Consider the following 13,898-nt stretch of genomic DNA (forward strand, 5'->3'; position numbering starts at 1 on the left):
AATATAAATCTTTTATTTTTGTTGTATGCAAAAATTAAATTTTCCCGATTATACTTTCCGCTTCAAAAATAGTGAAAATAAAATCGCTATTTTCGACCTAATACGAAAAAAGTATATTCTATTAACCCCCGAAGAATGGGTTAGACAACATACTATACATTGGCTTACAGAAGATAAAAAAATATCAAAAAATTTAATTAATGTAGAAAAAATCATTAAAATAAACGATTTAATTAAACGTTACGATATTGTTGTTTTTCAAAACAATGGAGGAATAAAATTACTTGTAGAATGCAAAGCTCCTACTGTAAAAATAACCCAAGAAACTTTTCATCAAATAGCTCGATACAATTTACTACTCAAAGCCGATTTTCTAATGGTAACCAACGGTATAAATCATTATTTTTGCAAAATGGATTTTGAGAACCAACAATATATTTTTTTAAACGATTTACCTATTTAAACTTATGAAATTTTATTTCAAACAAAATATTTTTATTTCTGCATTAGTTCTTTTACTAACCTTATTTGTATCATGTAAAAAAGAACATAATGTAGAGGGCAATATTCCCACAACTACTACAGATAGTATTATGATAAGCGAAGCCAAAGTACTTTTGGACACAGCATACAGTAGCACAGCAACCTTAGAAAATTATGTTGAAACTTTACAGTATAATGAAGATGCTAGTAAAGAGACTTGCAAAAATCAGTCTCCAGAAAAAAACAATGAAACGTATGAAAACTATTTTGCGGTTAGAGAAGCATTAATAAAAAACTTAAATCAAACGTACAGCGATGTTCTCGAAAAATATGCTTCTTACTACAATTTTGATACAGGAAAGACAAATTTGCCTACAGAAGTTCAAAATATCGCCAATAGTTTACAAACCGTTGATGTTGAATTTTGGGATGTTGGCGAAGGTTACACCGAAATAAGAAGCAAAGCAAATCATTATTACAACATCTTTAAAAATAAACTTACACCAGATTATGAAGCTTATTTAAAACAAACTTCCAAAGAAAAAGAAGTTTTGTATGCTGCTGATGCAGGTTTGAATGTTTCTTTTGACGAAGTGGGTTCTAGGGCTATTTTTTGGGAGAACTTTATAAAAAAATACCCAAATTCTAAATTGATTGCTCAGGCAGAAGAAGATTTTAATTGGTATTTGAACGATTTTTTATTCGGTCTAGATAATACGCCTACTTTTGAAGACGGAAAGATATACGATGATGTACAAAAAGTATATCAAAATTTTATGAAAAAATATCCAAACAGCACTGTATCAGAAAAAATAAAATTGTTATACCACGAGCTAGAGAGCAATGCGTTTAATGACACAGAAAATATAAGAGAAAATCTTGGTATAGAATACCCTACTTATGACTAATCTCAACAAAATTGCAGTAGTAATACTTAATTGGAATGGTGCCGAATTATTAAAAAAATTTCTACCAAAAGTTATTCAATATTCTGAGCAAGCTACTATATATGTGGCCGACAATGCCTCTACTGATGATTCTATACAGGTAATTACAGAGCTTTTTCCTTCGGTAAAAATTATAATCAACAATCAAAATTATGGTTTTGCAAAAGGATATAATGAAGCATTAAAAGATGTACAAGAACCTTATTATTGCCTTTTAAACTCTGATGTAGAAGTAACCGAAAATTGGCTAAGCCCGATACTAACTATATTTGAGAATGAATCACAAACGAGTATTATTCAACCTAAAATACTCGATTATAAAAATAAATCTTATTTTGAATATGCTGGTGCTGCTGGTGGATTTATAGATAAGTTTGGGTATCCATATTGCAGAGGTCGTATTTTTGATACTGTAGAAAAAGATACAAATCAATACAACGATGAAGCAGAAATATTTTGGGCAAGTGGTGCTTGCTTTTTTATTAGAAAAGAAACTTACCAACAACTTAAAGGTTTTGATGACGACTTTTTTGCGCACCAAGAAGAAATAGATTTGTGTTGGAGAGCCTTTAATAACGAAAAAAAAATAAAATATACTTCAAAATCTATTGTATTTCATGTAGGTGGTGCTACGCTTGATAAAGCAAATCCAAAAAAAACATACTTAAATTTTAGAAATTCATTGTTGATGCTTACCAAAAATTTGCCTACTCATCAATTAATCCCTATCATTTTTACACGATTAATACTAGATGGAATTGCAGGCGTACAATTTATTGCCCAAGGAAAACTGCGTCATTGTTTGGCTATTATTAAAGCTCATTTTGTATTCTATAGTAAACTATTTAGTTTTTTAGAAAAAAGAAGTCGAGTGCAAAATTCAAACTACTACCAATCAAAAAGTATACTTTATCAATATTTTATTAAAAAAGGCAAAGTTTTTGTAAGATAATTAACATATATTAACGTAATCCCGATTCATTTAGTTGCAATCAAATTGTAACTTTGTAACCTATTTTAGAGATTTACTAAACTTATAAAATTTAGAAGAATGAAAAGAGTTGTAGCCATAATAGCAGTATCTGCTTTAGCATTAACCTCTTGCGGTACAAAAAAGAAAATTGCCGATTTAGAAACAAAAAACAAAGAGTGTCAAGATTTATTGAATACCGCCACGATGAAGCTTAATTTATGTCTTTCTGAAAAAGAGAAGATGAATGAGCAAAACGATTATTTAAAGAAAATAAATGAAGATTTAAAGAAAAATAATGCTGACTTGATTAATAATGTAGGAAACATGACTACATTAACCCAACAAGGTGCTGCCAATGTAGAAAAAGCATTAGAAAGCATTAAAGAAAAAGATTTAAAAATTTCTCGTTTGCAAGATGCACTCACCAAAAAAGACTCTGTAACCTTAGCTTTGGTTACTAGCTTAAAAAAATCGGTAGGCTTAGATGACCCAGATATTAATGTAAATGTAGAAAAAGGAGTTGTTTTTATTAATATTTCAGACAAAATGCTTTTTAAAAGCGGTAGCTATGTAGTAACCAACAAAGCTAAAGAAGTATTGGGCAAAGTGGCAAAAGTAATTAATGACAAACCCGATTTTGAATGTATGGTAGAAGGGCATACAGATAATGTACCTTTTACAGGAAATGCTATTTTAATAGACAATTGGGATTTAAGTGTGAAAAGAGCTACTGCCATTACTCGTGTACTTACACAAGAGTTGGGTGTAAACCCTAAACAACTTATTGCCGCTGGTAGAAGCGAATATATACCACTGGTTGAAAATAATTCTGCTGAAAATCGTGCTACAAACAGACGTACTCGCATTGTTATTATGCCAAAAATAGACCAGTTTTATGATATGATTGAAAAAGAAATGAAAAATTTGAGTAAAAAGTAATAGCTAAAACCTATTAGTAAAAAAACGGTCTAATTTAAAAATTAGACCGTTTTTTTATTCTTCATCTACCGTTATGTTTTTAGCATAATTACGCCATTTATCGATACATTCGAGCATATCATTTGGAATATCACACTCAAATTTCAAAAAAGCACCTGTTGTAGGATGCAAAAAGCCCAACGTTCGCGCGTGTAAGGCTTGTCTTGGTAAAATTTTAAAACAGTTTTCAACAAATTGTTTGTACTTGGTGAATGTTGTTCCTTTCAAAATTAAATTTCCTCCATAGCGCTCATCGTTAAATAAAGTATGTCCTATATATTTCATGTGAACCCTTATTTGATGCGTTCTACCTGTTTCTAGTTTGCACGAAACCAAGGTTACATAACCCAATCGTTCTAGCACTTTATAATGGGTTACAGCATGTTTACCTACATCACCATCTGGAAAAACCGCCATTTGCATTCTATCTTTTACATGGCGGGCAATGTTTCCGGTAATAGTACCCGAATCTTCTTTTACATTACCCCAAACTAAAGCAATATACTCTCTTTCTGTTGTTTTTTCTTCAAATTGTTTTGCTAAAAAAGACATGGCATATTCTGTTTTAGCAACAACCAAAAGTCCTGATGTATTTTTATCAATTCTATGCACCAAACCTGGTCGATTAGAACTATTCATTGGTAGGTTTTGAAAATGAAATGCCAATCCATTTACCAAAGTTCCTGTATAATTACCATGCCCTGGATGCACCACCAAACCTGCAGGTTTGTTAAGAACTATAAGTTCATCATCTTCATAAACAATTTCCAATGGAATATTCTCTGGATCTATTCTATTCTCGTAAGGCGGATGTGCTAGTAAAATTTTTACAATATCAAAAGGTTTTACCTTATAGTTTGATTTAACAGGTGTATCATTTACATAAACATCACCATTAGAAGCCGCATTTTGAATTTTGTTTCGAGTAGTATTGGGCAATACCTGCATTAAATATTTATCAATACGCAACATGGCTTGCCCTTTGGGTACCTCAAAACGGTGGTGTTCAAAAAGTTCTTCTTCTAAATCTTGAGTATCAATGAAACTATTCATTGCCAATGGAGTCTAATTCTTTGTCTGAAGGTTGTTGATCTATAATAGAGTCTATTTCTTTTTCGTTAAATACTAAAGATCCGTCACCTAAAACCAAATCTATTTTTGATGACTTTAGTACGCGTTCGCCCGCTTTAATTCTTTTGCCTTTATACCACATTTCTAATACTAAATCTTTGGCAATACTTGGTACATATCGTTTTTCTCCCTCTACTAATCCTACCGCTTTTAAACTAGGTAAAGCTTGTCTGTATGTTTTTTCTATCAAATCGGGCACGGCTACCATTTTGTAAGTATCCGCATTTATTTTAACATATATGGTTCTTCCTCCTTTTACTTTAGATCCTGCTGTAGGTTCTTGCTGTACAATACTCAATTTTGGAAAATCGGGCATATAATCTACTGTATCTACCACAACATAGTCCAAATCAAGTTCATCAAGTTTTGCTTCTGCTTGTTCGGGTGTTAATTTACTCAAATTTGGAACTGTAATTTCATCGCCATGATGTGTAATAAAAGTAATCCAATGAAAAAATAAATAACCCAAAACTGCCACAATAGCCAAAGCAGCAACTACTTGTGCAACAAAAACTTTACTGGTAAGGTATTTTCGTAAACTCATTATAGAAAAAATTTAAGCAAATATATAAAATTCCGTTGCGTAAATGGTTTGAAAAAAGTTGTATTTTTGTTTAAATTTAAAATTATTTCCAAATGAACGTAGCCATAGTAATGGGCGGTTATTCTGAAGAATCGGTTATCTCTTTAAGAAGCGGGCAACTTTTATTAAACCACATCAATAAAAATAAATACACTCCATTTGAAGTTCATATCTTAAAAAATGAATGGTATGTAAAGCAAGAGAATGAAAAATTCTATATTGATAAATCTGACTTTTCGTGTACAATTAACAATCAGAAAATAACTTTTGATGTTATTGTAAATACCATACATGGTACTCCAGGCGAAGACGGCCATATGCAAGCTTATTGGGAATTATTGGAAATTCCGTATACAGGCTGTAATTTTTACCAATCGGCTTTAACATTCAATAAAAGAGATACACTCTCTGTGCTTTCAAAATTTGATATTCCAAAAGCAAAATCAATTTATGTAAGTAAAGGTCAAAATATAGATTTGGAAGTCATTGCAACAACGCTTGAATATCCTTTTTTTGTAAAACCTAATCAATCTGGTAGCTCGTTAGGAGTTTCAAAGGTAAATGAAGCGAATGAATTTGAGAAAGCATTAGCTTTTGCTTTTGCAGAAGATCATGACATTTTAATCGAATCGTTTTTAAAAGGGACAGAAATTTCGGTAGGTGTTTTAAAATATCACGAAAAAACTACAGTTTTAGGCATTACAGAAATTGTTCCTGAAAATGATTTTTTTGATTATGAAGCGAAATATTTAGGTAAATCCAATGAAATAACACCTGCTAGAATATCGAAAGAAGTACAAGAAAAAGTAAATCAAACTGCCAAAAAAATCTATGAATCGTTGGGCATGACAGGGTTTTCTCGTATAGATTTTATTATCATGAACGATATTCCACATTTTATTGAAATAAATACCAACCCAGGATTAAGTCCGCAAAGTATATTTCCGCAACAAGCTGCTTTTTCTAATCTAAATTTTACCGATTTAATAGACAACGAAATTGAAATTGCTCGAAACAGAAAACTAATATGGCAAGGTTTTAAATCATCTTAACATTCATGAAAAAACTTATTCTACTTTTATGCTTATTTATGGTTGGAGTCACTTTTTCTCAGCAAAAGAAAAAAAAGACAATCTATAAGCATAAAACTACAATAACCCTAAAAAAAACAAATCATTCAATACCAAAAGTTACTTTAGAAGAAAAAAAAGAAACCAATATTTCCAAAGATGTAGTTGTTTCAAATAACAGTAATACTTCTACACCTGTTGAATATCCAGATGGCATTGTAAAATTTAGACAGCAATTGTTAAACGATGTCACTTTCCCTGATAATTTAACCACTGCATTAAAAATGCAACTGAAATTTATTGTCGAAAAAGACGGCTCGGTGAGTAACATTTCCTTTATTTATTTTAATGATTTAGCAGAAAAATCGAAACAAAAATTAGAGGCAGAACTTAAATCTGCATTGTTAAAAACAAAAAAATGGAATCCTGCAACAGAAAACGGTTTACCTGTAAAACATTTATTTGTTTTACCTCTAACGTTTTTATTGGAATAAACAAATTTTAAAAAATGAGAAAAGCTATATTTCCTGGTTCTTTCGATCCAATTACCAACGGGCACTACGATATTATTAAAAGAGGCATTTCGCTTTTTGACGAAGTTATTGTTGCTATTGGTATTAATGCAGAAAAAAAATATATGTTTTCGCTAGACGACAGAAAACGATTTATTGAAGAAGCTTTTAAAAACGAACCTAAAGTAAAAGTGATTACCTACGAAGGTCTTACTATAGATTTATGTAGAAAAGAAAATGCCGATTTTATTTTGCGTGGTTTAAGAAATCCAGCCGATTTTGAATTTGAAAAAGCCATTGCGCATACCAATAGAAGACTTTCAAAAATAGAAACTGTATTTTTGCTCACAGCCGCAAAAACCTCGTATATATCTTCAAGTATTGTGCGAGATGTTTTGCGTAATGGTGGCGACTATACAGTGTTGGTTCCAGAATCTGTAAAAATTAAATAGAAAAATAGCGTGAGTAATTTATTAGAAACTATCCTTATCTACACTTGTATTCCTGTAGTTACTTTTATTCTTGGCGGATTAATAACTGCCATAAGAAAACCTTCTCCTGTATTTAGAAGTATCGTATTGCACTTTGCTGCTGGTGTGGTTTTCTCGGTAGTGGCTGTAGAAATTTTACCTGATATAGTAGAACGCAACAAACCTATTTCTGTAATTATTGGTTTTGTTTTGGGAACTTTATTAATGCTTTATATAAAAGACTTTACAGAAGAGAAAGAAAATCAAACCAAAACGATTGATATTATTCCTAAAATACCTGTTTCGTTTTTGGTAGCTATTGGCGTTGATGTTCTTATTGACGGTTTTTTACTAGGCATCGGGTTTGCCTCTGGTAGCAAGGCAGGATTGTTGCTTACCTTGGCTTTGGCATTAGAAATGTTTTCTATGGGAATGGCCGTTTCTATGGAATTAAAAAACGAAAAAATACCGACCAAAAAAGCCATTATTCATGTTGTTTTACTTTCGTCGTTATTTTTTGTGAGTGCAACACTTGGCGGGACTTTACTACAAAATTTATCCGATAATGTAATGGAAATTGTGCTTTCATTTGGTTTGTCTGCATTACTTTTTCTTGTTACAGAAGAACTACTCGTTGAAGCTCATACAGAAGAAGATAAACCCTTATATACAGCAACCTTTTTTGTAGGATTTTTACTCTTTTTAGTACTCGGAATGATTGTCTAAATTGGGTTCAAAAAGTAGTTTTATATTTTCATAAGAGTTTTTTAATGCTTCTTGTATTTCTTGTTTGTCAAGCCAAGCTACTTTTTCTATGCCTTCATTTTCTTGCGGAATAGGTGTGCCTACAAAATTTGTCGTCATTTTATACCAATGTGTTATCTTTAATCGGTATTTACCATTTCTGTAAAATACATGGTAGGTTTTTTGTAGTTTTTCTTTTAACATCAAATTGGTAACACCTGTTTCTTCTTCTACCTCACGCAATGCTGCTGCTTCATTTTCCTCTCCTTTTTCTACACCGCCTTTAGGCAAATCCCATTTTCCGTTTCTAAAAATAAATAAAACTTTCCCTTCTGCGTTGTAAACCAATCCACCGCCTGCTTTTTTAACAGGAATTTTTTCTTTTACCTTTTTTAATATCTCTTTTTCATCTGGATAATATAAAAACGCTTTCTTTATTTTATTGTTAAACATTTTTACAATAAGTTGTTCTATATCAACAGTTTCAAGTAAAAACAACTGAAAATCTGTTTCTTTAGACACTTTATTGGTAAGAAAAAGTGGCTTATCGTTTACAAAAACTTTATACATTTGTAGTATGATTTTGAATAATATAACAGCCGAAAAAACAGCCGAATTGCTTTTACAAATAAATGCAATTAAATTGAATCCGTCAAATCCTTTTACATGGGCTTCGGGTTGGAAATCGCCAATTTATTGCGATAATAGACTAACGCTTTCATTTCCAGCAATTAGAAATTTTTTAAAAGAAGAATTTTGTAAGCAAATAGAAGATCTTTATGGCAAACCCGATGTTATTGCTGGTGTTGCTACAGGTGCCATTGGTATTGGTATTCTAGTTGCAGAAGCTATGGGGCTTCCTTTTGTATATGTAAGGCCCGAACCTAAAAAACACGGCAGAAAAAATCAAGTTGAAGGTTTTCTACAAAAAGGACAATCTGTAGTGGTAATTGAAGATTTAATCAGTACGGGGTCTAGTAGCCTTATGGCTGTTGAAGCGCTTAAAGAAGCTGGAGCAAATGTAAAAGGTATGATTGCTATTTTTTCGTATGGTTTTGATATTGCTTCAGAAAATTTTGAAAAAGCCAATGTTACTTTACATATATTGAGTAATTATGAGTATTTACTGCAATTGGCATTAGAAAAAAATTACATTAATGAAAAAGAATGGCTCACGCTAAAAGAATGGAGAAAAGACCCAGAGCATTGGAATACTTTATAAGAAATTTAAAACTATAATTTATAAAAAAATCATATATGAAACTTGAAAGTCCTGTAGTTACTGTAGACAAATCATCTCAATATTTATTTGAATCACTTACTGATGTGAAAAATTTTGAAAAATTAATGCCCGAAAATATAGCAAAATTTGAAGTTTTAGGTGATGATATATTTAATTTTGGTTTAAAAGGTATGCCTGAAATTAAATTAAGATTGAAAGACAAAACACCTTACGAGCAAGTTATTTTGTCTGCTGCTAGCGATAAACTACCATTTTCATTAATAGCAAACATTAAAGAAAATAATGCGCAATCTAGTACTGTAAAACTAGATTTTGAAGGCGAATTCAATCCTATGATGGCAATGATGATAAAAGGTCCTATTTCTAAATTTTTAGAGTCATTGGCTCAAAATATGCAAAAATTATAAGAATTAACTTTTGCTAAAAGTAAAAAGCACTTGATAGCTTTATCAAGTGCTTTTTACTTTTTTATTAAAACTGATGAATAATTAATTATTCATCATCTTCATCATCAAAATCGTCTGATGCTTCTTCATTATAGTCATCATCTTCATCGTCGTCATCTGCATCATCTTTTTCTTTTAGCAAATCTTCATCGTCGTCGTCACTCGGTAAATCATCATCGTCTAAATCAATACCTTTTACTGGTGCAATAGGCTCGATAACAGCAGCTAGATCATCTTCTTCGTCAAATTTTTCCATTCTAGTAGCCAATTTTTTACTCACTTTAACTAAGTAAATAGTGTCTTCTGTTCGAACTTCAACGGCTTCAATCAATTCGTTTTGAGCATTTTTGAAACGGATAATATCTGTATCATCATATCCGTCTGGAAATTTTTCTACCAAGAGGTTTAGAATATCACTTGTAAGTTTGGCGTAATCTACAATAATTCTTCTCATAAAATTTTAATAATCTAATAAATAAGCAAAAATAAGTGGTGCTACAATGGTAGCATCCGATTCTATAATAAATTTAGGGGTATGTATATCTAGTTTTCCCCAAGTTATTTTCTCATTTGGAACTGCTCCCGAATAAGAACCATAACTTGTGGTTGAATCTGATATTTGACAAAAATAACTCCAAAATGGAACATCGTGCATTTCCATATCTTGATAAAGCATTGGTACTACACATATTGGAAAATCACCTGCAATACCACCTCCTATTTGAAAAAATCCTATTCCTTTTCCTTGTGAGTTGTTGGTATACCAATCGGCAAGCCACATCATGTATTCGATACCGCTTTTCATGGTGGTTGGTTTAAATTCTCCTTTTATACAATACGAAGCAAAAATATTTCCCATTGTACTGTCTTCCCAACCTGGTACTACTATAGGTAGATTTTTTTCGGCAGCAGCTACCATCCAAGAATCTTTTGGGTCTATTTCGTAGTATTGTTTTAATACGCCTGAATTAATCATTTGATACATAAACTCATGAGGGAAATATCTTTCATTATTTTTATCAGCATTATTCCAAATATCGAATAGATGCGATTGTAATCTTCTAAAAGCTTCTTCTTCTGGAATACAAGTATCTGTAACTCTATTGTAATGATTTTCTAGTAAATCCCACTCTTCTTGTGGAGATAAATCTCTATAGTTAGGAACTCTTTTGTACGAATTGTGCGCCACCAAATTCATGATATCTTCTTCTAGGTTAGCTCCTGTACAAGAAATAATGTGTACTTTGTCTTGACGTATCATTTCTGCTAATGATTTTCCTAACTCGGCAGTACTCATAGCGCCTGCCAAAGTAATCATCATTTTTCCATTGTCTAGCAAATGTTCTTCATATCCTTTGGCAGCATCTACTAAAGCAGCGGCATTAAAGTGAAGGTAATTTTTTTCAATAAATTGACTTATAGGTCCTTTACTCATTTTGTTTTGGGTTTGTTTTGAAATTAGTTTCAGTTTTCAAAGAAAAAACTTTTTTGGGGAATTACAAATAGAATTTTATTTTTTGTAACCTAGTATTTTTAACACGTCTTCTGAGGTTTGTTGTTCAGAAAACACTTCGGTTGCCAAGATTCCATTTTCATCTCGATCTATCAAAATATGTTTAGGTTGTGGAATTAAACAATGGTGCAATCCGCCAAAACCACCTATCGTTTCTTGATAAGCTCCTGTATTGAAAAAACCAATATACAAAGGCTTATCTTTATTATACTTTGGTAAATATACGGCGTTCATGTGTTGCTCAGAATTGTAATAATCATCACTATCGCAAGTCATTCCGCCAAGTAAAACTCTTTCATAAGTATCGTTCCATCTGTTTACAGCGAGCATAACAAATCGTTTATTTATAGCCCAAGTATCTGGCAAAGTGGTTATAAATGAAGAGTCTATCATGTTCCAATTTTCTCTATCATTTTGTTTTTTCTGATATAAAACTTGGTAAATTGCTCCTCCACTCTCACCTACAGTAAACGAACCAAATTCTGTAAATATATTAGGAACAGGTACTTCGGCATCGTCGCAAGCTATTTTAATTTGATTTAAAATTTCTTCAACCATATATTGGTAGTCGTAGTCGAATGCTAATGAATTTTTAATTGGAAAACCGCCTCCTATATTTAAACTATCCAAAGTAGGACATTCGCGTTTAAGAGCGATATAAACTTTCATACATTTTAAAAGTTCATTCCAATAATAAGCTGTATCACGGATACCTGTATTGATAAAAAAGTGAAGCATTTTTAGCTCTACTTTTTTATTGTCTTGTATTTGTTTTCGGTAAAACGAAACAATATCTTTATAACCTATTCCTAATCGAGATGTATAGAACTCAAATTTTGGTTCTTCTTCTGCGGCAATACGAATTCCTATTTTAAATTTTCCTTTTATTTCTTCTTGCAAAAGGTCTAACTCTTCATAATTATCAATAACGGGAATTGTATTTTTATGCCCATTATTCATCAGTCGAGCAATGTTGGTTATGTATTCGTCTCTTTTAAAGCCGTTGCATATTACATAAGTACTTTTATTTATTTTTCCGTTTTCAAGAAGATTTTCAACTATATTAATGTCAAAAGCCGATGAAGTTTCTATATGAATATTGTTTTTAAAAGCTTCGTTCATTATAAATTCAAAGTGAGAACTTTTGGTACAATAACAATAATAGTATTTTGCATCGTATTTAAGCTTTTCCATTGATTTTCTAAACCAACCTTTTGCTTTATTAATATTACTAGAAATTTGAGGAAGATAAGTAAATTTTAATGGTGTGCCATATTGCTCTACCAATTTCATTAAATCGATATGATGAAATTCAAGATTATCTTTGTTTAACGTAAATTCTTCTTGAGGAAAATAAAATGTTTGATTAATTAAGTCGTAGTATTTTGTGTTCATTTCTAATATTTAAAGTATTAATTTAATTCACTTATATTTGGTAAGCTACTAAAAATCAAACTCTAAGATTAGCGTATTTGATAGATAAATCAAAAATAGAAAATTGAAAAACAATTCTATTATACAACCCTACCATTGCTTTGCAAATAGCATCTTTTTCAAGAGTTACAAGGGCAAACAGCGGCGTTTGTTGTAAAGATATATCTTTTTTAAAAATCATTGCACAAATTTAAAAAAATAATAGAAGTCAAAAACAAATTTTACAGCAAAAAATTTACGAATTATAATCAAAAAAAGCATCTTGTATCAGTTTGTCATCAACTATTTGATTTATAATACATTCTCCAATATTTTTAAGTAACGAAAATTGTATTTTACCGTATTCATTTTTTTTGTCGTGCTTCAATAAATCTATTATTGCATCAACATCGCTAGTAGAAATGGCTATTTTATCAAAAATAGAAAGCATATATTCTTTAATTTCTAAGTATTCTTCAAGGTTTATATATTCCTTTTTGTACGATAGATAAGCTTCCAAAATCATACCAACAGCAACCGCTTCTCCATGCAGTAATTTGTTTTGAGAACCTAAATAAAAACTTTCTATACCATGCCCTAATGTATGCCCAAAGTTTAAAGATTTTCTGATGCCTTTTTCATGAGGATCTTGCATTACAATAGTATTTTTTATCACGATAGATTCATAAATAAGTTCGTCTAGCATACTGGTATCTAGAGTTTCTAATTTTTTAAACTTATTCCAATAATTTCTATCAAAAATTAAACCATGTTTTAGCATTTCCGCCAGTCCAGATCGCATTTCTCTTGCAGACAATGTTTCTAAATAATGAGTATCTATAAGCAAGGTTGTTGGAGTATTTATGGTGCCAATTTGATTTTTTAGATTGTTTAAATCTATGCCGTTTTTACCTCCAACAGATGCATCAACCATACCAAGTAATGTAGTAGGAATATTTATAAAATCTATTCCTCTTTTAAAAGTTGAAGCTACAAAACCTCCCATATCTGTAACAACACCGCCTCCCAAATTAAGAATACAACTTTTTCTATCTGCACCAAAATCTGAAAGTATAGACCATAACGCTACACATGTATCAATATTTTTCTGCGCCTCGCCTGCTTCAATTTCTATAATTTCAATGGCACAATCTACTGCCAAATAGGGCAATAACCTATGCAAACAAAAAGTATTCGTATTAGAATCGACTATAATATATAATGAAGAATAATTTTTTTCTGCTAGTAACTTATTTACAGCTTCATATCCTTCCAAACCAAAATATATAGGATATCCAGATGCTTGTATTGTTTGCATTTTTATTAAATTTGAGGTCAAAATTACAGTATTTTCTAACAATAAAAAGATTTAGAGTTTCTATATTTGTATAA

General features: G+C 31.0%; 17 protein-coding genes. 10 read left to right on the top strand and 7 right to left on the bottom strand.

Annotated elements, in window-relative coordinates; genetic code table 11:
* Positions 1-25 precede the first annotated feature (25 nt).
* The 4 genes from Q361_RS05615 (at position 26) to Q361_RS05630 (ending at position 3,342) form a co-directional block, all read left to right on the top strand.
* Complete coding sequence (locus Q361_RS05615) at positions 26-463, top strand: type I restriction enzyme HsdR N-terminal domain-containing protein (protein WP_103725740.1); 438 nt, start codon at positions 26-28, stop codon at positions 461-463.
* Between the two features lie 4 nt (positions 464-467).
* Positions 468-1,391, top strand: coding sequence for a hypothetical protein (locus Q361_RS05620; protein WP_103725741.1), 924 nt, complete (start codon positions 468-470; stop codon positions 1,389-1,391).
* Positions 1,384-2,382, top strand: coding sequence for a glycosyltransferase family 2 protein (locus Q361_RS05625; RefSeq protein ID WP_103725742.1), 999 nt, complete (start codon positions 1,384-1,386; stop codon positions 2,380-2,382). The genes Q361_RS05620 and Q361_RS05625 overlap by 8 nt, the downstream gene beginning before the upstream one ends.
* Before the next feature lie 99 nt (positions 2,383-2,481).
* Positions 2,482-3,342, top strand: coding sequence for an OmpA/MotB family protein (locus Q361_RS05630; protein ID WP_103725743.1), 861 nt, complete (start codon positions 2,482-2,484; stop codon positions 3,340-3,342).
* 54 nt (positions 3,343-3,396) lie between these two features.
* Here the strand turns inward: Q361_RS05630 and Q361_RS05635 are convergent, their stop codons facing one another.
* Complete coding sequence (locus Q361_RS05635; RefSeq protein WP_103725744.1) at positions 3,397-4,434, bottom strand: RluA family pseudouridine synthase; 1,038 nt, start codon at positions 4,432-4,434, stop codon at positions 3,397-3,399.
* Positions 4,427-5,056 carry a PASTA domain-containing protein gene (locus Q361_RS05640; RefSeq protein ID WP_103725745.1) on the bottom strand — a complete coding sequence of 210 codons (630 nt, stop codon included), beginning with the start codon at positions 5,054-5,056 and terminating at the stop codon, positions 4,427-4,429. The genes Q361_RS05635 and Q361_RS05640 overlap by 8 nt, the downstream gene beginning before the upstream one ends.
* A gap of 92 nt (positions 5,057-5,148) precedes the next feature.
* Here Q361_RS05640 and Q361_RS05645 point away from each other — a divergent pair, with 92 nt between their 5' ends.
* From Q361_RS05645 to Q361_RS05660, 4 genes are read left to right on the top strand one after another with little or no spacing between them, the layout of a single operon-like run.
* Positions 5,149-6,147 (top strand): D-alanine--D-alanine ligase, encoded by a 999-nt coding sequence (locus Q361_RS05645; RefSeq protein WP_103725746.1) that lies wholly within the window; start codon positions 5,149-5,151, stop codon positions 6,145-6,147.
* Positions 6,148-6,152: 5 nt separating this feature from the next.
* Positions 6,153-6,659, top strand: a complete 507-nt coding sequence (locus Q361_RS05650) for an energy transducer TonB (RefSeq protein ID WP_103725747.1) — start codon at positions 6,153-6,155, stop codon at positions 6,657-6,659.
* 14 nt (positions 6,660-6,673) lie between these two features.
* On the top strand, positions 6,674-7,129 hold the full coding sequence (gene coaD / locus Q361_RS05655) for a pantetheine-phosphate adenylyltransferase (protein ID WP_103725748.1): 456 nt from the start codon (positions 6,674-6,676) through the stop codon (positions 7,127-7,129).
* 9 nt (positions 7,130-7,138) lie between these two features.
* Positions 7,139-7,873, top strand: a complete 735-nt coding sequence (locus tag Q361_RS05660; RefSeq protein WP_103725749.1) for a ZIP family metal transporter — start codon at positions 7,139-7,141, stop codon at positions 7,871-7,873.
* Here Q361_RS05660 and Q361_RS05665 read toward each other — a convergent pair.
* Positions 7,850-8,461: an NUDIX hydrolase gene (locus Q361_RS05665; protein ID WP_103725750.1), complete on the bottom strand. Its 612-nt coding sequence runs from the start codon at positions 8,459-8,461 to the stop codon at positions 7,850-7,852. The two genes, Q361_RS05660 and Q361_RS05665, sit on opposite strands and share 24 nt — an antisense overlap.
* A gap of 7 nt (positions 8,462-8,468) precedes the next feature.
* Between Q361_RS05665 and pyrE the strand changes: the two genes are divergently transcribed.
* A complete protein-coding gene (gene pyrE / locus Q361_RS05670) occupies positions 8,469-9,113 on the top strand; it encodes an orotate phosphoribosyltransferase (RefSeq protein WP_103725751.1) in 645 nt (214 codons plus the stop codon).
* 35 nt (positions 9,114-9,148) lie between these two features.
* Positions 9,149-9,541: an orotate phosphoribosyltransferase gene (locus tag Q361_RS05675; RefSeq protein ID WP_103725752.1), complete on the top strand. Its 393-nt coding sequence runs from the start codon at positions 9,149-9,151 to the stop codon at positions 9,539-9,541.
* A gap of 85 nt (positions 9,542-9,626) precedes the next feature.
* Here the strand turns inward: Q361_RS05675 and Q361_RS05680 are convergent, their stop codons facing one another.
* The 4 genes from Q361_RS05680 to aroB all read right to left on the bottom strand — a co-directional run bounded on the left by Q361_RS05680 (position 9,627) and on the right by aroB (position 13,824).
* Entirely contained in the window at positions 9,627-10,034 is a 408-nt protein-coding gene (locus tag Q361_RS05680; protein WP_103725753.1) for a DNA primase, read from the bottom strand.
* Between the two features lie 6 nt (positions 10,035-10,040).
* Complete coding sequence (locus Q361_RS05685; protein WP_103725754.1) at positions 10,041-11,015, bottom strand: deoxyhypusine synthase family protein; 975 nt, start codon at positions 11,013-11,015, stop codon at positions 10,041-10,043.
* Positions 11,016-11,090: 75 nt separating this feature from the next.
* The gene (locus Q361_RS05690) at positions 11,091-12,488 is read right to left on the bottom strand and encodes an arginine decarboxylase (RefSeq protein WP_103725755.1); all 1,398 of its coding nucleotides are present in this window, start codon (positions 12,486-12,488) and stop codon (positions 11,091-11,093) included.
* 274 nt (positions 12,489-12,762) lie between these two features.
* Positions 12,763-13,824: a 3-dehydroquinate synthase gene (gene aroB / locus Q361_RS05695; protein ID WP_103725756.1), complete on the bottom strand. Its 1,062-nt coding sequence runs from the start codon at positions 13,822-13,824 to the stop codon at positions 12,763-12,765.
* Between the last annotated feature and the right edge of the window lie 74 nt (positions 13,825-13,898).

This window comes from Flavobacterium croceum DSM 17960, from assembly GCF_002917885.1.
GTDB lineage: Bacteria > Bacteroidota > Bacteroidia > Flavobacteriales > Flavobacteriaceae > Flavobacterium > Flavobacterium croceum.

Excerpts from the sequence above, each read along its gene's own strand:
- coaD (WP_103725748.1), top strand. The coding sequence starts at position 6,674 with ATGAGAAAAGCTATATTTCCTGGTTCTTTCGATCCAATTACCAACGGG.
- Q361_RS05680 (WP_103725753.1), bottom strand. The coding sequence starts at position 10,034 with ATGAGAAGAATTATTGTAGATTACGCCAAACTTACAAGTGATATTCTA.
- Q361_RS05675 (WP_103725752.1), top strand. The coding sequence starts at position 9,149 with ATGAAACTTGAAAGTCCTGTAGTTACTGTAGACAAATCATCTCAATAT.
- Q361_RS05645 (WP_103725746.1), top strand. The coding sequence starts at position 5,149 with ATGAACGTAGCCATAGTAATGGGCGGTTATTCTGAAGAATCGGTTATC.
- Q361_RS05615 (WP_103725740.1), top strand. The coding sequence starts at position 26 with ATGCAAAAATTAAATTTTCCCGATTATACTTTCCGCTTCAAAAATAGT.
- Q361_RS05690 (WP_103725755.1), bottom strand. The coding sequence starts at position 12,488 with ATGAACACAAAATACTACGACTTAATTAATCAAACATTTTATTTTCCT.
- Q361_RS05665 (WP_103725750.1), bottom strand. The coding sequence starts at position 8,461 with ATGTATAAAGTTTTTGTAAACGATAAGCCACTTTTTCTTACCAATAAA.
- Q361_RS05625 (WP_103725742.1), top strand. The coding sequence starts at position 1,384 with ATGACTAATCTCAACAAAATTGCAGTAGTAATACTTAATTGGAATGGT.
- Q361_RS05620 (WP_103725741.1), top strand. The coding sequence starts at position 468 with ATGAAATTTTATTTCAAACAAAATATTTTTATTTCTGCATTAGTTCTT.
- Q361_RS05640 (WP_103725745.1), bottom strand. The coding sequence starts at position 5,056 with ATGAGTTTACGAAAATACCTTACCAGTAAAGTTTTTGTTGCACAAGTA.
- Q361_RS05630 (WP_103725743.1), top strand. The coding sequence starts at position 2,482 with ATGAAAAGAGTTGTAGCCATAATAGCAGTATCTGCTTTAGCATTAACC.
- pyrE (WP_103725751.1), top strand. The coding sequence starts at position 8,469 with ATGATTTTGAATAATATAACAGCCGAAAAAACAGCCGAATTGCTTTTA.
- aroB (WP_103725756.1), bottom strand. The coding sequence starts at position 13,824 with ATGCAAACAATACAAGCATCTGGATATCCTATATATTTTGGTTTGGAA.
- Q361_RS05635 (WP_103725744.1), bottom strand. The coding sequence starts at position 4,434 with ATGAATAGTTTCATTGATACTCAAGATTTAGAAGAAGAACTTTTTGAA.
- Q361_RS05650 (WP_103725747.1), top strand. The coding sequence starts at position 6,153 with ATGAAAAAACTTATTCTACTTTTATGCTTATTTATGGTTGGAGTCACT.
- Q361_RS05685 (WP_103725754.1), bottom strand. The coding sequence starts at position 11,015 with ATGAGTAAAGGACCTATAAGTCAATTTATTGAAAAAAATTACCTTCAC.